The organism is Blastopirellula marina (genome assembly GCF_002967715.1).
GTDB lineage: Bacteria > Planctomycetota > Planctomycetia > Pirellulales > Pirellulaceae > Bremerella > Bremerella marina_B.
Window position 1 is genome coordinate 29,771 of the sequence record NZ_PUIA01000026.1, and the last position, 17,788, is coordinate 47,558.

General features: G+C 54.8%; 13 protein-coding genes and 5 tRNA genes. All 18 read right to left on the bottom strand.

Annotated features, from left to right (window positions below):
- Positions 1-187: 187 nt before the first annotated feature.
- The 18 genes from rpsG to C5Y96_RS08410 all read right to left on the bottom strand — a co-directional run bounded on the left by rpsG (position 188) and on the right by C5Y96_RS08410 (position 17,753).
- Positions 188-658 carry a 30S ribosomal protein S7 gene (gene rpsG / locus C5Y96_RS08325; RefSeq protein WP_105351945.1) on the bottom strand — a complete coding sequence of 157 codons (471 nt, stop codon included), beginning with the start codon at positions 656-658 and terminating at the stop codon, positions 188-190.
- Between the two features lie 88 nt (positions 659-746).
- Positions 747-1,115, bottom strand: coding sequence for a 30S ribosomal protein S12 (gene rpsL, locus C5Y96_RS08330; protein ID WP_105351948.1), 369 nt, complete (start codon positions 1,113-1,115; stop codon positions 747-749).
- A 290-nt stretch (positions 1,116-1,405) separates the two neighbouring features.
- Positions 1,406-5,839, bottom strand: a complete 4,434-nt coding sequence (gene rpoC / locus C5Y96_RS08335) for a DNA-directed RNA polymerase subunit beta' (RefSeq protein WP_105351951.1) — start codon at positions 5,837-5,839, stop codon at positions 1,406-1,408.
- Positions 5,840-5,976: 137 nt separating this feature from the next.
- On the bottom strand, positions 5,977-9,726 hold the full coding sequence (rpoB, locus tag C5Y96_RS08340) for a DNA-directed RNA polymerase subunit beta (RefSeq protein ID WP_105351953.1): 3,750 nt from the start codon (positions 9,724-9,726) through the stop codon (positions 5,977-5,979).
- A gap of 358 nt (positions 9,727-10,084) precedes the next feature.
- Complete coding sequence (gene rplL / locus C5Y96_RS08345) at positions 10,085-10,498, bottom strand: 50S ribosomal protein L7/L12 (protein WP_105351955.1); 414 nt, start codon at positions 10,496-10,498, stop codon at positions 10,085-10,087.
- Positions 10,499-10,628: 130 nt separating this feature from the next.
- Complete coding sequence (gene rplJ, locus C5Y96_RS08350; RefSeq protein WP_105351958.1) at positions 10,629-11,153, bottom strand: 50S ribosomal protein L10; 525 nt, start codon at positions 11,151-11,153, stop codon at positions 10,629-10,631.
- Between the two features lie 58 nt (positions 11,154-11,211).
- Positions 11,212-11,889 carry a 50S ribosomal protein L1 gene (gene rplA / locus C5Y96_RS08355; RefSeq protein WP_105351960.1) on the bottom strand — a complete coding sequence of 226 codons (678 nt, stop codon included), beginning with the start codon at positions 11,887-11,889 and terminating at the stop codon, positions 11,212-11,214.
- A gap of 49 nt (positions 11,890-11,938) precedes the next feature.
- Positions 11,939-12,364, bottom strand: coding sequence for a 50S ribosomal protein L11 (rplK, locus tag C5Y96_RS08360; protein WP_105351963.1), 426 nt, complete (start codon positions 12,362-12,364; stop codon positions 11,939-11,941).
- 162 nt (positions 12,365-12,526) lie between these two features.
- Positions 12,527-13,366 (bottom strand): transcription termination/antitermination protein NusG, encoded by an 840-nt coding sequence (nusG, locus tag C5Y96_RS08365; RefSeq protein WP_233198882.1) that lies wholly within the window; start codon positions 13,364-13,366, stop codon positions 12,527-12,529.
- 82 nt (positions 13,367-13,448) lie between these two features.
- Positions 13,449-13,916 (bottom strand): preprotein translocase subunit SecE, encoded by a 468-nt coding sequence (gene secE, locus C5Y96_RS08370; RefSeq protein WP_105351968.1) that lies wholly within the window; start codon positions 13,914-13,916, stop codon positions 13,449-13,451.
- 109 nt (positions 13,917-14,025) lie between these two features.
- Positions 14,026-14,098, bottom strand: a tRNA-Trp gene (locus tag C5Y96_RS08375).
- A gap of 54 nt (positions 14,099-14,152) precedes the next feature.
- On the bottom strand, positions 14,153-15,349 hold the full coding sequence (gene tuf / locus C5Y96_RS08380) for an elongation factor Tu (protein WP_105351971.1): 1,197 nt from the start codon (positions 15,347-15,349) through the stop codon (positions 14,153-14,155).
- A 77-nt stretch (positions 15,350-15,426) separates the two neighbouring features.
- Positions 15,427-15,498: transfer RNA gene (locus tag C5Y96_RS08385), tRNA-Thr, on the bottom strand.
- A gap of 167 nt (positions 15,499-15,665) precedes the next feature.
- Positions 15,666-15,736, bottom strand: a tRNA-Gly gene (locus C5Y96_RS08390).
- 54 nt (positions 15,737-15,790) lie between these two features.
- Positions 15,791-15,872, bottom strand: a tRNA-Tyr gene (locus C5Y96_RS08395).
- A gap of 100 nt (positions 15,873-15,972) precedes the next feature.
- Positions 15,973-16,045, bottom strand: a tRNA-Thr gene (locus tag C5Y96_RS08400).
- 318 nt (positions 16,046-16,363) lie between these two features.
- Positions 16,364-17,038, bottom strand: a complete 675-nt coding sequence (locus C5Y96_RS08405) for a hypothetical protein (protein ID WP_105351973.1) — start codon at positions 17,036-17,038, stop codon at positions 16,364-16,366.
- A gap of 112 nt (positions 17,039-17,150) precedes the next feature.
- Positions 17,151-17,753, bottom strand: a complete 603-nt coding sequence (locus C5Y96_RS08410) for a hypothetical protein (protein ID WP_105351975.1) — start codon at positions 17,751-17,753, stop codon at positions 17,151-17,153.
- Positions 17,754-17,788: the final 35 nt, after the last annotated feature.

The window sequence follows — 17,788 nt, forward strand, 5'->3', positions numbered from 1 at the left end:
TACTCGGTGAACGGCAAAGGGAATCGTCTATTTTGCCGGTTTCTTACCTTGTCGACTACGCCGGGCAGAGTTCCATTTCTGCCCTTTCCCCTTCCCCAAAGCAGGAGACGAGGGAACGCATAGAAACTTCGGTCGGCGCATAAAAAAAGCCGCACTTTTGTTGAAGCACGGCTTTCGCTTTGAATTCTTACCAGGCGAAGTGAGCGAATGCCTTATTCGCGTCGGCCATACGGTGAACGTTTTCACGCTTGGTGTAGGCGGCACCTTCACGGTTGTAAGCGGCAAAGAGTTCGTCAGCCAGCTTCAAGTGGGCTGGACGACCCTTCTTTTCGCGAACAGCAGACAACAACCAGCGAATGGCCAGCGATTGCTGGCGAGTGCGATTGACCTGCATAGGAACCTGGTAAGCAGCACCACCAACTCGCTTCGAGCGAACTTCGATGTGCGGCTTTACGTTTTCGACGGCCTGCGTGAAGACGTCGATTGGCTCTTCGCCTGGAACACGCTTCTTCAGCTCATCCATGGCACCGTAGAAAACTTCCTGAGCGGTAGTCTTCTTGCCATCTTGCATCAGGCAATTGATAAACTTGCTGGCCAGGATCGACTTGTAACGTGGATCTGGCTTCAACGTTTCGCGGCTGGCGGTAATCTTACCCATCGTTGGTAACTAACTATTCGCTATGGCTTTGATTTGTGGGATGACTTCTCACTCAAGACACTAGGCACTCAGCCTAAAAGTGTCGAGGTTAGCTCTTCTTTGCACCGTAACGGCTGCGGGACTGCTTACGACCGTTAACACCCAACGCATCGAGGGCACCACGGACGACTTGGTAACGCACACCCGGGAGGTCGCGGACACGACCGCCACGCACGAGCACGATCGAGTGTTCCTGCAAGCTGTGACCTTCACCTGGGATGTAAACGGTGACTTCCTTCTGGTTCGACAGACGCACACGAGCGATCTTCCGCAGAGCCGAGTTTGGCTTCTTAGGGGTCATCGTGCGGACCTGCAAACACACACCACGCTTCTGCGGGCACTTCTCCAAAACCGGGGACTTGGAGAACTTACGCTTCTTTTTTCGCGGCTTACGAACGAGCTGATTAATGGTGGGCATAGGTCGCCGTTGCTTTTTTCCATAGGGCCGCGATGATCAGGGGCGGCCGAATTTCTGTTTGCTTACTGTCGCTTCCCACGGATTATGGGAAGCCCTTTAAATTATCCGATTGCCGAGAACTGTCAACCCGTAATGAGGATCTCGCGGGAAAACGTGTTTCAACAATCTATGCTTCCCTCGATTTTCCCCATAGGACGCGAGGGACAGGAACGGCACATGGCCACGCGGACGTGGCCATGTCACCTTATTGCTCAACGCTCTGGGCCTAAAAGTTGCCCAAACGCATTGTTTTACAGTTCGTCCCCATCGGGATCGAAGCCGTCGCCATCTTGTGGCATCGGAGGCTGCTGTGGCTGATGGCCATAAGCCGGGCCTTCCGTTGCGGGGATTGGCCCGCCACCACCCAACAGGCTTTCCAAGCCAGGAGCTGGGGCCATTTCGGAAATTGCCGCAGGCCCATGACCTGGCTGCTCGCCGCCGTCCTGCAACAGCGGGAAGCTATCTTCCAGCGTGCGTTCACGGGTTCGCGAAGCCAGCTCAGCCAATGCTTCTGGATTGATGCGGACTTCTGAATCCTGGAAAGTGCGGAAACCAGTACCGGCTGGAATCAAGTGACCCAAGATCACGTTTTCTTTCAGACCGATCAGTTCGTCGACCTTACCTGCCAGGGCGGCCTCGGTAAGAACCTTGGTTGTTTCCTGGAAGGACGCGGCCGAGATAAAGCTGGAGCTCTGAACGGCTGCCTTGGTGATACCCAAGAGCTGCGTCGAAGCACTTGCCGCGGCTGGCTTAGTTCCCTTGGCGGGGTTACCACCAAGCGATTCGATCTGGCCGTTTTCCTGCTCGAGGGCTTCCTTCGGCACGATCATGCCTTCGGTGAACTGCTGCGAGTCACCGGTAGCACTGATCTTCAAGCAGCGGGACAGCTGATCGTTGGCTCGACGGAAGTCGAACTTGTCCATCACCAAACCAGGCAACAGGCTCGTATCACCAGCCGAATCGACCATCACCTTTCGCAGCATACGTGCGACGATGATTTCGATGTGTTTGTCGTTGATTTCCACACGCTGGCTGCGGTAAACGCCTTGAATCTCGTGCAACAGGTACTGCTGAACGGCTTCTTCGCCGGAGATACGCAGGATGTCGTGAGGAACCAACGGACCATCGATGAGCGACTGCCCAGCTTTGACGTAGTCGCCGGTGTGAACGAGGAATCGCTTACCGTGCGGAACCAGGTGCTCGCGTTCGATGCCTGACTCGTTGCGGACGATAATCGTTCGCTTGCCACGCTTCTTCTCGGAGAGGATTTCGACCACGCCGTCGATCTCAGCCATCACAGCTGGATCCTTCGGCTTACGAGCTTCGAAGATTTCGGTAACTCGCGGCAGACCACCGGTGATGTCCTTAACACCGCCCGATTCGCGCGGTGTACTGGCAACCGTGGTACCGGCCGAAACCTTGGTGCCTTCTTCGACGTCGATGATCGCCTTTTCTGGCAGATAGTAAACGTCGAGCGGCTTGCCGTCTTCGTCTTCAATCACCAACTGCGGGTGGAAGTCACCCTTGTGCTCGGTGATCATTCGACGGGTGGTGCCGGTCGAGTCGTGCTCGATGATCATCGTTTCGCCTTCGACGACGTCCTCGTAACGGACGCGACCGCCGACTTCGGCAACGATTGGAATCGAGTAAGGATTCCACGAGCAAAGAACCTGACCGGTCTTCACTTCGCTGTTTTCCTTGACTTCCAGCGTAGCACCGGTGGGGACGTCGTAGCTTTCGATTTCACGACCCTTGGCATCGACGATCGTGATTTCACCATTACGGGTGAGCACGATGTCCTTACCTTCGTCGTTGGTCGCCGTACGCATACGGGTAAACTTGACGAAACCACCACGCTTGGTTTTCTTTTCGTGTTCTTCCGTATCGGTAACGGCCACACCACCGATGTGGAACGTACGCATCGTCAACTGCGTACCAGGTTCACCAATCGATTGGGCGGCGATGATACCCACGGCCATACCTTCTTCGACCTGATCGCCGGTCGACATGTCCATACCGTAGCAGGCCTTGCAGCAACCAAGACCGTTATCGCAGGTCATGGGGCTACGAACCTGGATACGTTCCAGACCCATCTTCTCGATCTTGCGAGCCGTATCAGGCGTGATCATCTCGTTCTCGCGAACGATCACTTCGTCGGTGATCGGATTCACGATGCTCTGGCGGCTGACACGACCTTTGATCGCGTCTGCCAGCGAGACTTCCACCTTTTCACCGCGGTAAATAACCCCCTTGGTAATACCCTGGGTCGTACCGCAGTCGTCGGCCGTGATCACCACATTCTGTGCGACGTCGGCCAGTTTACGAGTCAGGTAACCAGAGTCAGCCGTCTTCAACGCCGTATCAGCCAGACCCTTACGGGCACCGTGCGTCGAGGAGAAGTACTCGAGCACCGTCAGACCTTCACGGAAGTTCGACTTAATAGGCGTTTCGATAATTTCGCCCGACGGCTTAGCCATCAGACCACGCATACCAGCCAACTGACGAATCTGTTCGGTACCACCACGAGCACCCGAGTCGGCCATCAGGTACACCGGGTTGATGTAGCCATGACCACCGCGATCGTCGTTCTTCATCTCGGTCATCATCTCGGCAGTAATCTGCTCACGAGCATGAGTCCAAGCATCGAGAACCTGGTTCACACGTTCCTTGTCGGTGATCACGCCGCGTTCGTACAGCTTCTTGAACTTGATCACCTTCTTTTCAGCTTCGCCGATGATCTTGTGCTTCGAATCTGGCGTCACAAGGTCGTCGGTCGCGAAAGAGAGACCGCTACGGGTCGATTCGCGGAAGCCGAGCTGGTTCATATCGTCCAGCAAGTTAATCGTCGCACGACGCCCCAACCGCTGATAGCAGTCGGAGATCACCTTGGACAATTCGCTGCTACCCAGCGAATGGTTGTAGTAGTCCATCCCCGCTGGCAGCATCTCGTTGAACAAAACGCGACCGAACGTCGTTTCGATGATGCGGGTGCTGCTCTCTTCGTCGTCTTCGCCTTTGAGCTTGCGGCCTTCGGGCAGACGAACCTTGATAAGGGCATGCAGATCGATGATCCCCTGAGCGAACGCGTAATCCGCTTCGTCCATCGAGGAGAAGGTCATACCTTCGCCGGGACGATTCGGCAGGCTGATGGTGATGAAGTTACAACCCATCACCACGTCCTGCGACGGGCTCATAATCGGCTTACCGTTGGACGGAGCGAAAATGTTGTTGGTTGCCAGCATCAGCGTGTGGGCTTCGACCTGAGCTTCAATCGAAAGAGGCAGGTGGACAGCCATCTGGTCGCCGTCGAAGTCGGCGTTGAAGCCTTTGCAGACCAGCGGATGCAGGTGAATCGCGTTACCTTCAACCAAGGTCGGCTCGAAGGCCTGGATACCCATACGGTGAAGGGTTGGAGCACGATTCAAGAGAACCGGGTGATTCTGGATCACCGATTCCAAGATGTCCCAGACTTCTTCATCCTTTCGCTCGAGCATCTTCTTGGCGCTCTTGATGGTATCGGCATGCCCCAACACCTTGAGCTTGCGAATGATGAACGGTTGATACAATTCCAGAGCGATCTTCTTGGGCAGACCGCACTGATGCAGCTTCATCCGCGGACCAACCACAATCACGGAACGAGCCGAGTAGTCGACGCGCTTACCGAGCAGGTTTTCACGGAAACGCCCCTGCTTACCCTTGATCATGTCGGTTAAGGACTTGAGAGGTCGGTTGCTGCTACCCAGTACGGGACGCTTGCAGCGGTTGTTGTCGAACAAAGCGTCAACCGACTGCTGCAGCATACGCTTTTCGTTGCGGATGATGACTTCCGGGGCGTTCAAGTCGACCAACTTCCGCAGACGATTGTTGCGGTTGATGATACGACGGTAGAGGTCGTTCAAGTCGGACGTGGCGAAGTTGCCTGAGTCCAATAGAACCAGCGGACGCAGATCCGGTGGAATCACCGGGATAACGTCCATGATCATCCATTCTGGCTTGTTATCGCTATCGCGGATCGATTCGACGATCTTCAAGCGGTTGATGTAGTCCTTACGCTTCTGCTTCGAACCGGTTTCGGCCAGGTCCTTGCGCAGGTCGATCGACAGCTGAACGAGGTCCAACCCTTGCAGCAGCTTACGAACCGCTTCGGCACCCATGTCAGCTTCAAACGAGCCGGAACCGAATTGTTCAACCGCGCCGCGGTACTCTTCTTCGGTCAGCGTTTGGAACTTCTCGAGATCGGTGGAGCCTGGATCGATCACGACGTAGTCCTGGAAGTAGATCACCTTTTCCAGGCTCGAGGTCTTCATCGCCAACAGGTTACCCAGGCGACTGGGCATGGCCTTGAAGAACCAAATGTGCACAATCGGGGCGGCCAGTTCGATGTGCCCCATGCGTTTGCGGCGGACGCGGCTGTGGGTGATTTTCACACCGCAGCGATCGCAGATCATGCCTTTGTACTTCATGCCGCGATACTTACCGCAGGCACATTCCCAGTCCTTTTCTGGACCAAAGATACGTTCGCAGAACAGACCGTCCTTTTCAGGTCGGTAGGTTCGGTAGTTGATCGTTTCCGGCTTTTTGACTTCGCCGAATGACCAACTGCGAATGTCGTGAGGCCGTGCGAGGCTGATCTTGACCGCGGTGTAGTCGTTAATTCGGTCGTAAGAGCTTTCGAGAATACTCATGGCCCGTGCTCCTTATGTCTTTCCACTTGGATGGTCGAGTTGGTGAAGGTGCCGTTGGCTGCCTGGTGAGGTGCCAACGGCGGGGTCGCCAAACGCGGGCTGAACGATCTCAGCCCACCGCAGCAGAGGTCGCCTGGTTACAGGCGGCGTTTCTCCAGCTGCATATTCAACCCGAGCCCTCGGATTTCGTTGGTCAACACGTCAAAGCTGGCGGGCGTACCGGCTTCCAGCGTGTTTTCACCTTTGACCATCGATTCGTAGATTTTCGTTCGTCCTTCAACGTCGTCACTCTTCACAGTGAGCAGCTCTTGAAGGATGTAGGCGGCACCGTAGGCTTCCAGAGCCCACACTTCCATTTCCCCGAAACGCTGGCCACCGAAACGAGCTTTACCACCCAGCGGCTGCTGAGTAATAAGCGAGTAAGGACCAGTGCTTCGAGCATGCACCTTATCATCCACCAAGTGATGCAGCTTCAGCATGTAAATGTAACCGACCGTCGTTTCCTGGTTGAGCGCTTCGCCGGTACGTCCGTCGTGAAGGCGTGCCTTCCCATGACGCGGCAAACCCGCTTCTTCCAGACAGTCGTTGATGATTTCTTCGCTCGCCCCGTCGAACACCGGAGTGATCGCCTGGAAGCCGAGCTTGGCACCTGCCCAGCCCAAGTGGGTTTCCAGAATCTGCCCCACGTTCATACGGCTTGGAACGCCGAGCGGGTTGAGCATGATCTGGATTGGGGTACCGTCCGGCAAAAACGGCATGTCTTCGACCGGAAGGATCTTGGCGATCACACCCTTGTTACCGTGACGGCCGGCCATCTTGTCACCCACCGAGATCACTCGTTTGGTGGCAATGTAGACCTTGACCATCTGCAGCACACCACTGCGAAGCTCGTCACCTCGCTTCATGCTGTTCAGCTTGCGATCGCGTTGATCGATCGCCAGTTCAATGGCTGGCCACTTGGCGGCGTATAGTTGACGAATCTGGGAGATGCGGTCTTCGCTCTTGAGCGATTCCAGCACCTTGTACAGACGGAACTGCTGAGCTTGCTCCGCGATGTACTTGTTGTCCTGATCGCGAGTCAGCGGGGTGCCGTCTTCGTCGGTCACCGTCTTGCCGAGGATCTTTTCGATCTCACCGACAAACTCGGCAAACAGTTCGGAGATGGCACTGTTGCCTTCGGTTTCGGCGTCCTTCAAGGTCTTTTCGAAGGCCTTTCGTTCATCGTCCGAGAGGCTCATGCGGCGAGCAAACTTCTCGGCCTGAACGACGATCCCTTCGATACCTGATGGTACTTCCAGCGAATCGTTCTTAACGTCTTCACCAGCACGACCAAAGATCGCGTGCAGCAGCTTTTCTTCTGGCGTCAGTTCGGTCTTGCTCTTCGGCGAAACCTTACCGACCAGAATATCGCCAGGCTTCACGTAGGTACCGACCTGCACGATGCCGCTCTCGTCGAGATTGCGGAGCATCTTTTCCGAGACGTTCGGAATGTCTCGCGTGAAGTCTTCACGGCCCAGCTTCGTTTCGCGAATTTCGACGTCGAACTCTTCGATGTGAATCGAGGTATAAACGTCTTGCTTCACCAACTCTTCGCTGATGATGATCGCGTCTTCGTAGTTGTAACCGTCGAACGACATGAAGCCGACCAGCACGTTACGGCCCAGGGCCAGCTGACCACCATGGGTCGCAGCACCATCGGCCAGCACGTCGCCGGCAGCAATCTTCTGTCCCATCTTCACGACAGGATGTTGATTCAAGCACGTACGTTCGTTGAGCCCAACAAACTTACGCAGTTCGTAGACGTCTTCGGCATGTTCGGCAGCACCGCTGCGTTCGACCACAACCTTCAAGGCGTCGACGTATTTCACCGTACCGTCGAACTTGGCACGAATAATCATGCTTGAGTTCATGGCCACGTCGCGTTCGACACCGGTACCGACGATCGGTGGTTCGGCGATCAAAAGCGGAACGGCTTGCCGCTGCATGTTGGATCCCATCAAAGCACGGTTCGCGTCGTCGTGCTCGAGGAACGGAATCAATGCCGCGGAAACACCAACCATCTGGCATGGTGCCACGTCGATGTAGTGCACTTCGGTCGGAGCGACCATTTCAAAGTCGCTGCGATAACGAGCGATGATCAAGTCACCCAGCAGGTTATCGTCATTGTCGGTGGGCGTATCGGCCGGAGCCACCAGGGCATCCGATTCTTCGTCAGCACGCAGCCAGACGAAACCCTTGGCAATCTTACCATTGGTAATCTTGCGATAAGGGGTGATCAGGAAGCCATATTCGTCGACCGACGAGTAGAGGGCCAAACTCGAGATCAGACCGATGTTCGTACCTTCCGGCGTTTCAATCGGGCAGATACGACCGTAGTGCGAAATGTGAACGTCGCGAACCTCGAAACCGGCTCGCTTACGATTCAAACCGCCTGGGCCGAGAGCCGACAAGCGACGTTCGTGCGTGAGCATCGAGAGCGGGTTGGTCTGGTCGACCACCTGCGACAATTCGCCACGACCGAAGAAATATTCGATGGCGGCCGAAATGCTCTTCGGATTGACCAGGTTACGCGGAGTCATGTCTTCCGCGTCCTTCAGGCTCATCCGTTCTTGAACCGTACGACGGAGCTTCAGGAAGCCCTTACGCATTTCGTCGCAGGCCAATTCGTCGATGGTACGCAGACGACGATTGCCAAGGTGGTCGATATCGTCGATACGGGCCCGCTTATCACCGGACGAGAGATTCAGGATGTACCGAATCGCCGCGATCAGGTCTTCGGGACGGAGGGTCTGCTGACCTTCGTCGATGTCGAGACCGAGCTTTCGGTTCATACGGAAACGACCCACGCGACCAAGGCGGTAGCGGTTTTCGTCGTAGAACTTCTCTGCGAAGAGGGTCTTGGCCTTTTCCAGCTGCGGCGGATTACCGGGACGCAGACGCTGATAGATACGCAGCAAAGCTTCTTCATGACTGGAAGTGTTGTCCTCGCCCAACGCGTTGAAAATCAACTGCGTCTTGGGAGGCTCCATCACCTCGACCTTGTCGATGCCGGACGAGCAGATCAATTCCGCGATATTGCGGCTGATCTTCTGGCCAGCTTCGAGAATGATTTCACCAGCGCGATCGCTGCCGCTTGGGTAGATGATGTCATCTACCGCGATCTTGTTTTCGATTTTCGAGACGCTGCGGCCATCTTTGACCGATTCGACGCTCGATTCGTAGAAAGCACGAATGACGTCGGCATCGCTGCTGTATTCGGGCGACATCGCACGCAGCAACGTGGTCGCGGCGAACTTACCGCTTTGGTCGATACGGACCGTCAGCGAGTCCTTCTTCGAGACGTTCACTTCAATCCAGCTTCCACGTTCAGGAATGACGCGGCAGCTAGGAAGCTTTTTGTCGGAAGTGGTGTCTTGCTCCAAAACGAAGTCGACACCAGGGCTGCGGTGCAGCTGGCTCACCACGACGCGTTCAGCACCGTTGATGATGAACTCACCACCACCCAGCATGACGGGCAGATCACCGAGGTACACTTCTTCCTCGATAGGCTCCTCTTTGTTCAAGCGGAGCCAGATTCGGAATGGGCGACCGTAGGTCAACCGCAGCTGCTTGCATTCCTCTGGCGTGTAGCGCGGCTTGCCCAGTTCGTAACGGACGTAATCAAGCTGATTCTGTCCGTCGTAGCTCTGGATCGGGAAGATCTCGCGCAGGACACTTTCGATGCCCAGCTCAGGATCCCGCTCTTCTGCTTCGACCTCCGCCTGCAGAAAGTTTTGATAGCTCAGGGTCTGAATTTTCGTCAGATCCGGGGGAGCCATGTAAATCGATTGACTTCCAAACCGACGAACTTCAGTAGGTTCCAGCCGTCGTTGCGACGAGGTAGCCATAGGCGACGCGACTCCTTGGGCGGCAAATCAAAAAACAACATGCTTTCGCGGACAATCTAAGACGGATGTTATGCAGGGTTCCAGCCAACAGTCCGATATAGAGTGCGTGAAAGCATGAGTGATACGGGCGGACAGTAGAGGTTCAGATTCAAGCGAACCGGCAAAAGCGCGCAGCTGGCGCTATGCAAGCTAGCACGCCCGCCAACGCAGGCGCGCACTCTTACCTGATTCCCATCCATGCTGTCAAAAGAAAAAGAAGATCCGGAAGACTTCAAAATCACACCTCGCGACGTTGCCTCTTTAGTATAGGGGAGGCAACGCCTGAGTGAAAACAGGAAATCAGCCAATAACCGCAGTCTTATCGAATTTCGACAACGGCACCAGCAGCTTCCAGTTCTTCCTTCGCCTTCTGGGCGTCTTCCTTGGAAACGCCTTCTTTGATCTTGGCGTCTTTGGTTTCGACCATGTCCTTGGCTTCTTTCAAGCCCAGACCGGTGATACCACGGACAACCTTAATGACGCCGATCTTCTGAGCACCGAAGTCAGTCATAACGACGTCGAACTCGGTCTTTTCAGCAGGAGCAGCAGCATCGCCACCACCAACTGGACCAGCCATGACAACACCACCGCCAGCAGCGGCTTCGATGCCGTGAGCGTCTTTCAGGTAGTCGCCCAGTTCAACGGCTTGCTTCAGGGTAAGGCCGGCGATCTGATCGCCCAAACCCTTGATTTCTTCGGACACTTCGACGGTTGCAGTTGCTTCTTCGGACATTTCGGATCTTATCCTTTCAACACTTATTTGCAGGGGAACGGACCCGCCTGCGCCAGGGAATACGGATGTTTTGGTTTATGGAAACGTTCTTTCGGCAAATGCCGCCAGGACGTTTGCCGAGATAAGGCAATTAGCCTTCTTGGTTTTCGCCAACTTGCTTGACCTGCGAGGCCAACTTGGCACCTGGCCCCTTGATTTGGGCTGCCAGGGTACGACCAGGCCCCAGGATCTGACCCACCAGAAGCGAGAGCTGTTCAGCTCGGTTGGGCCATTTACTGATTGCCTTGACCGATTCAGGGTTCAGGGATTCGCCATCCATGACACCGCCTTTGGCGGTGAATCCCGGAAGCTTGTCGTCATCGTTCAGCTTGACAACTTCCTTGGCCAAGTCGACGAAATCTTCGCCGCCCCAAACCAGGGCAGTGCTGCCTTCCATGCTATCGAAAGCAGGTGCGAGCGAAGTGCCTTCGCATGCCTTGGCTGCCAGCGTGCGGCGGACAACCAACAGGCTCAGGCCCTTTTCACGGAGTTGCTTGCGGACGAGATACGTCTTTTCCGCATTCATCCCCACAACGTCGACCACCAGAAGGTCGTTCACCCCTTCCAATCGCTTGGACAGGTCGGTGATCACCAGTTTCTTTAGATACTTACTCATGGCTCAGGGCTTTGTACGTATGAGTTATTGCGTAACGCTTGAACTTGTTAGGAACAATTTAGAGGGCAACCGGAACACCAGGGCTCATCGTTGCACTCAAATTGACGCTACGAACATAAGTGCCCTTCGCCGCTTGCGGCTTGAGGCCATTGATATGATCGACGAACGCCTGGATGTTGTCTTGCAGTTTGCCGGCCTCGAAACCAAGCCGACCAACGACTGCATGAACAATACCGGTAGGGTCATTGCGGAATTCGACCTTACCGGCCTTGTATTCCTTAACCACCTTGGCGACATCCGGGGTAACCGTGCCAGCACGAGGCGAAGGCATCAAACCACGCGGACCGAGGACACGACCTAATGGACCAACCAGGCCCATCATGTCTGGGGTGGCGATACAGACATCGAAGTCCAGCCAGCCGTCTTTGATCTTCTTTGCCAGGTCTTCCGCACCAACTTCGTCGGCACCGGCTTCCGTAGCTGTTGTCGCATTGTCCCCCTTGGCGAACACAACGACGCGTTGAACCTTACCGATACCGTGTGGCAGAACCAAAGCACCACGGACCAATTGGTCGGCTTGCTTTGGATCGATACCCAATCGCATCGCAATTTCAACGGTTTGATCGAACTTCGTCGTATCGAACGACTTCAGCAGAACGATCGCATCTTTCAGGTTCAGCGGCTCCGCTGGCACCTTTTCTACCAGGGCTCGATATCGTTTGGATTGTTTAGCCATCGTCAATCGCCAGTATGTAGTGAGATAATGTTCGCGTTAGGGGGCAGGACTATTCCGTGACTTCCAGGCCCATACTCCGAGCCGTTCCTTCGATCATTCGGCGAGCATGGTCCAGGTCGCGGGCATTGAGGTCCGCCATCTTTTGATTGCAAATGTCGTCGATCTGGTCCTTGCTGACCTTACCGACCTTCTTGGTGTTCGGAGTACCGCTACCCTTGGCCAGGCCAGCAGCCTTCTTCAGCAAAGCAGCCGCTGGTGGGCTCTTGCAGATGAATTCAAAAGTACGGTCGTTGTAAACCGTGACGACAACCGGAATTGGCATACCATTGAATTCGCGGGTTTTGTCGTTGAACTGTTGAACGAACTGGCCGAGGTTCACACCGTAACGACCCAACGAGGTACCAACCGGAGGAGCCGGCGTGGCTTGACCACCAGGGACCTGAAACTTCGCTTGACCTACTTGTTCCCGTGCCATTTTGCTGTTTCCCGTGCCGCGGTCCGCCTTGATCAGGTTTCCGCAACCGTATGCTATTTAAACCGAGTGCTTATTAAACTAAGGCCCCGAAGGAAGTTCTCTCTGTCCGCCGGCAAAGGGGGAATAAGAAGAATCGACCACCGGTCCAACGCCTGAAGTGGATTAAACTGGCTCCATCTGCCAGTGTTCCATCTCCACCGGGGTTGTGCGGCCGAAAATATTGATCATGACCGTCACGCGGCCATTGGTATTGTCGATCACTTCAACATCCCCCTCGAAATTCTCGAAGGTACCTTCGGTGATTCGAACATGGTCGCCAATCTTGAAGCGAATGTTCGTCTTGACTTCTTCTTGCTCACCCTCTTCAGGCTTGCGCGTCTTCTTGACGATGCGATCCACTTCGTGCGGCAACATGGGAACCGGCTTGCCAGCCGCCCCCGTAAAGTCACCAATACCGCCGGTCTCACGAACCAGGAACCATGTTTCGTCGTTGATTGCCATGTGCACGACGATGTAGCCTGGGTAGAGCTTCTGCTTGGTAACTTTTTTCTTACCGTTCTTGTATTCCACCAGGTCCTCGGTGGGGACAAGAATCTCGCCGAAGTAATCCTCAAGACCGGCCATTTTGACCCGGCGAATCAGGTTACTGGAAATCGACTTTTCGCGATTACTCTGAACCTTGAGGATGTACCACTCCTTGTTGGCTGCATCCGTGGCAGCCTCTTCTTCATCTTCAATGATCTCTTCGATCGGCCCGCGGTTCTTACCGGTTTTCGGCCGAACAGGAGCCGGCTCAGCCTCAGCTTCCGCGGATACTTCTTCAGCCGCGTCTTCTGCTGCAGTTTCGGATTCCGCTGGCACGCTCACCTCATCGCTCGACGACGACTCTTCCGAAGTAGCATCCGAGGATGCCGCTTCTTCTGTTGGAGTCTCTGCATCCGCAGGAATACCCGTTTCGGGATCTTTCTGAGGATCGAACGAATTGTCAGGAGAACTTGCCACGAAAATAACCTTAACCGGCCATTGCAACCGGGCCATCAAAGCGAAGTGTATTCCGGAATCCGAGGACGCTTGCCGCCGCCTACTAAGTGGCAGGAGTCTGCGTATCAGGCGGGATCAGTCCAATCGTCTTGAACAAGGTGATCCACAACAAGTCAAACGCAAACAACAACAAGGCCAGGATGAAGATCAACGCGATCACCACGATGACACTTCGCCACAACTCAGCCTTGGAGGGCCAAGTCACTTTGTTCATCTCTGCCTCGACCGCGATCAAAAAGTCCGCGAACGTAGGCCAATTAATCAGTCGATAAGCGACCCAAAAACCAACGACTACCAAAGCGATCGGAAGCAGCAAGTGCAGCCGATATTGGGCCATCGATGCATATGCTTCCAATTGCTGATAAAGCTGGTAAGCAGCGATCGAAATCAATACCCAAATCGAAATCAGCGTTGCCTGCCGAGCAATCTTGCCCTGCGTCCGCTTGTATCGATTCGCCTGAACCATCTCGTTGAGAAGGGAAGGGGAACCGACGGTCTTCTCCTTGGCCATGGTCACTCTCAGTCTTTGGCGTTCCTGCCGCGGCGACGACGCTGGGTAATTCCAGGATGTCTCTACCGGTGCGACGCGCTCATCAATTTCGGTAACACCAACGATAAAGCAGGGGCGGTGGGAATCGAACTCACAACCTCTGGTTTTGGAGACCAGCGCACTGCCAATTGTGCTACGCCCCTGTAACATCGCCGAACCAAGTCAAATTTGGTTCGGCGACGTGATCATTCAACTTCTTACGAGGTGATCTTGGTAACAACGCCGGAACCGACGGTCTTACCACCTTCGCGGATAGCGAAGCGAACACCTTCAAACATAGCGATTGGCTTGTGCAGCTCGACCGCAATCTTCACGTTGTCGCCTGGCATGCACATTTCAGCGCCTTCCAGGTTGGCGGTGCCGGTGACGTCGGTGGTTCGGAAGTAGAACTGCGGACGGTAACCGCTGAAGAATGGCGTGTGACGACCACCTTCTTCCTTGCTCAAGCAGTAGATTTCTGCCTCGAACTTGGTGTGCGGGTTAACCGAACCTGGCTTAGCCAGAACCTGGCCACGCGAGATGTCTTCACGCTTGACACCGCGGAGAAGGCAACCGACGTTGTCGCCAGCGTGACCTTCCTGCAGGATCTTGTTGAACATTTCGACGCCGGTGACGGTGGTCTTGGTCGGCTTTTCGGTCAGACCGAGAATTTCGACTTCTTCACCAACCTTAACAACACCGCGTTCGATACGACCGGTAGCAACCGTACCACGACCTTCGATCGAGAACACGTCTTCGATAGCCATCAGGAACGGCTTGTCGGTTTCGCGTTCTGGCTCTGGGATGTAGCTATCCAGAGCTTCAACCAGTTCGGTGATGCACTTGGAAGCTTCTGGATCGGCTGGGTTGTTGTAAGCAGCCAGCGAGTTACCGCGGACAACCGGGCAATCGTCGCCAGGGAAGTCATTCTTGTTCAGCAGTTCACGAACTTCCAGTTCAACCAGGTCCAACAACTCTTCGTCGTCGACCAGGTCACACTTGTTCAAGTAAACCACGATGCAAGGCACACCCACCTGACGAGCGAGCAGAACGTGTTCCTTGGTCTGCGGCATAGGACCGTCAGCTGCCGAAACCACCAGAATCGCACCGTCCATCTGGGCGGCACCGGTGATCATGTTCTTCACAAAGTCGGCGTGGCCGGGGCAGTCAATGTGGGCATAGTGACGAATCGGCGATTCGTACTCGACGTGAGCCACAGCGATGGTAACCGTCTTCGTTTCGTCACGAACGGTACCACCCTTGGCGATTTCCGAGTAGGCCTTCATCTTGGCCAAACCCTTAGCAGCCTGAACTGCCAGGATAGCGCCGGTTGTGGTCGTTTTACCGTGGTCGATGTGACCGATGGTGCCAACATTGACGTGAGGTTTAGATCGTTCAAATACGTCCTTGGCCATTTTCTTTGTCTTTCTTACCCCAGCTAAACCGTGAAATTTGGGATTTGTCTAAATACGAAAATCAAGGTGCCGTGAAGAGCTGCTGAAGGGACTTGAACCCTTGACCTCTTCCTTACCAAGGAAGTGCTCTACCACTGAGCTACAGCAGCCGAAAAATGGGAAGCTTGTTTGGGGCTTTGCTTCCGCCACCTTTACCCGGCTACTCGCTTCCGAGCCGCCCAAACGGACAACCCGATTTTCGATAACAGGAGCCTTATCGACCTGCCCGGCCGAATCGGCAAGCTCGCAACATGCCCGGTAAAGAGGCGTGCCGCGAAGCGGGTGAAGGGAATCGAACCCTCGTCTTCAGCTTGGAAGGCTGTTGCTCTACCATTGAGCTACACCCGCAACCTACCCAGGCCTTGATGTCTTTTCTTCCAATAAAGCCCAGGAACTTTTCAGTGGGGGGTACAGGATTCGAACCTGTGAAGGCAATGCCAACAGATTTACAGTCTGTCCCCTTTGACCGCTCGGGAAACCCCCCAACATATCCGCTTTCCCGGGCGTCCGATACTGGTGTGTTCGGGAACCCGTCGAAAACGGCAATGATCCGTCCAAAATTAGCCACAAAAGTAGGCTCTACAAGCTAGCGGAGGGAATTGAACCCACAACCTGCTGATTACAAATCAGCTGCTCTGCCAATTGAGCTACGCTAGCCCACTACCTGGGCTTTATGGAAAACCAATAACTATAACGAGTCCGGATTTCCTCGCAAGCCAGGATGAGCACGTGAAGGGCAAATTTCGTCCAAAATCCGTGCCGCTTTACAGACACCGCTTTCCAGGAGGAGTTCGCATAGCCATTATCGCGCACTTCCCCCCCCATTATCGCGTGCCCCATCTTGCCTAACTTGCAAGGCAGTTTTAGGCGTTCCGCCAAGAGAAATCGAGCCTCTCAATAGAGACGGCACACCCACTCGCAGAGCAGGTGTGCCGAATGATAAAAGGCCTTAAAACAGGATGTAAATCGCCCCAATTAAGCTTCTCGTGTGCCGGCGAACTTCGGTTCGTTCCAGACCTCCAGATAGTAATCTCGATGCCAACCACCGTCAGGAACGCGCATCACCAGAAACGGATCGAGCACCATCCGATTTTCTTCGAGAGAGCAAATATAAAAACTCACTTCTGGGTGTCGCTTCTTGATATCGAGCGCGGTCTGCAGTGCGAATTCCGGGACCGGCTCGGTGTAGTGGGCCAGGTCGTACATCATCCACGTGCGATCAATCACGTAGCGATCCCCGATCGCGGCGCTGACAACCAAAAAGCCCCCCCCAACAAGGATCGCCAAAGCCAGATAGAACGACAACGAAGAGTTCAGCGTCACCGCTGAGACCACCAGGATCGGCAGACACACAATGGCCGCCACAAGGCCTATTCCTGCCGCGTAGTTCACCAGCGTCATCGCCAGGAGGCTTGGGGGCACCTCGCACGACCTCTTGTACTTTTCCACGCTCTCGGCCGTGAAAGGCCGCACGTCGAGATCAGCCAAGGTTTTCTGCAATGCCTGTTGCCGCCGGGCTTTTGCTTGGGTCGTGGCATAGCCAAACACCAGATATGCCTCGTCGGCCAGATCGCCGGCAAGCAGCTCAGTCTGATCCTTAGCGACCGCATCACAAGCAAACGGCTCACGCTTTAAAATCGATGCACTCATCGTTGCTCTCCTTACTTCTCAGATAAGACAAGATCGAGAATGACAGGTTCGAGCGCGAAAGAAACGCACTCGATGGAAAGCAGGCCCACCTCCAAAGCGTAGCAAGAAGCAGCTATTCCTGCACTACTTTGGTTGATTTCTCAGATCGAGCTACGGAAGTACTTTCAGGGCGAATGATGATTAGGGCACTCAGTAATCCCAGTAGCCCACCCATGTAACTTCCGCTGTGAATGTAGGCGACTCGAATAAACGACCACTCGTCCTGAATATCGAGGACCTGAATCATGTGAGCCCAGTTGGAATAGTCGGCGTTCGGTCCACGTGCTATCCCCGCGAAATACGCGATCCCGCCGCACAATAACGTCAGCACAAAAACACAAAGAAAGCCCTGCAAAACCTGACGCACTGCACGTCCCGCAGGCTGCTGCGGCACAAGTCGTCGCGCCAAGAACCAGGCGGCCAATCCCCCCACCCACCACGAGGCGAGAAAGCCGATCGTGCCGGCAAACACCTGATCACCGAAACCGAAGTCCGCATATCGAAATTGATCGAACTTCAGCTTCGTGAAGTACTCCGGCGAGATTGAGAACGTCACCAAATCATGCAGGACTCCATACATGCCTGCAAGAACTGCTCCGGCAACCGTCAGGCAGATCATGATCGGCACTTGCTCGATCCGAATGCGCGGAACCAACCATCCAAACAGCCACGCCATCTTGATCCTAAATCATGTTCCAGGGCAAACAACCG

Excerpts from the sequence above, each read along its gene's own strand:
- rpsG (WP_105351945.1), bottom strand. The coding sequence starts at position 658 with ATGGGTAAGATTACCGCCAGCCGCGAAACGTTGAAGCCAGATCCACGT.
- rpsL (WP_105351948.1), bottom strand. The coding sequence starts at position 1,115 with ATGCCCACCATTAATCAGCTCGTTCGTAAGCCGCGAAAAAAGAAGCGT.
- rpoC (WP_105351951.1), bottom strand. The coding sequence starts at position 5,839 with ATGAGTATTCTCGAAAGCTCTTACGACCGAATTAACGACTACACCGCG.
- rpoB (WP_105351953.1), bottom strand. The coding sequence starts at position 9,726 with ATGGCTACCTCGTCGCAACGACGGCTGGAACCTACTGAAGTTCGTCGG.
- rplL (WP_105351955.1), bottom strand. The coding sequence starts at position 10,498 with ATGTCCGAAGAAGCAACTGCAACCGTCGAAGTGTCCGAAGAAATCAAG.
- rplJ (WP_105351958.1), bottom strand. The coding sequence starts at position 11,153 with ATGAGTAAGTATCTAAAGAAACTGGTGATCACCGACCTGTCCAAGCGA.
- rplA (WP_105351960.1), bottom strand. The coding sequence starts at position 11,889 with ATGGCTAAACAATCCAAACGATATCGAGCCCTGGTAGAAAAGGTGCCA.
- rplK (WP_105351963.1), bottom strand. The coding sequence starts at position 12,364 with ATGGCACGGGAACAAGTAGGTCAAGCGAAGTTTCAGGTCCCTGGTGGT.
- secE (WP_105351968.1), bottom strand. The coding sequence starts at position 13,916 with ATGGCCAAGGAGAAGACCGTCGGTTCCCCTTCCCTTCTCAACGAGATG.
- tuf (WP_105351971.1), bottom strand. The coding sequence starts at position 15,349 with ATGGCCAAGGACGTATTTGAACGATCTAAACCTCACGTCAATGTTGGC.
- C5Y96_RS08405 (WP_105351973.1), bottom strand. The coding sequence starts at position 17,038 with ATGAGTGCATCGATTTTAAAGCGTGAGCCGTTTGCTTGTGATGCGGTC.
- C5Y96_RS08410 (WP_105351975.1), bottom strand. The coding sequence starts at position 17,753 with ATGGCGTGGCTGTTTGGATGGTTGGTTCCGCGCATTCGGATCGAGCAA.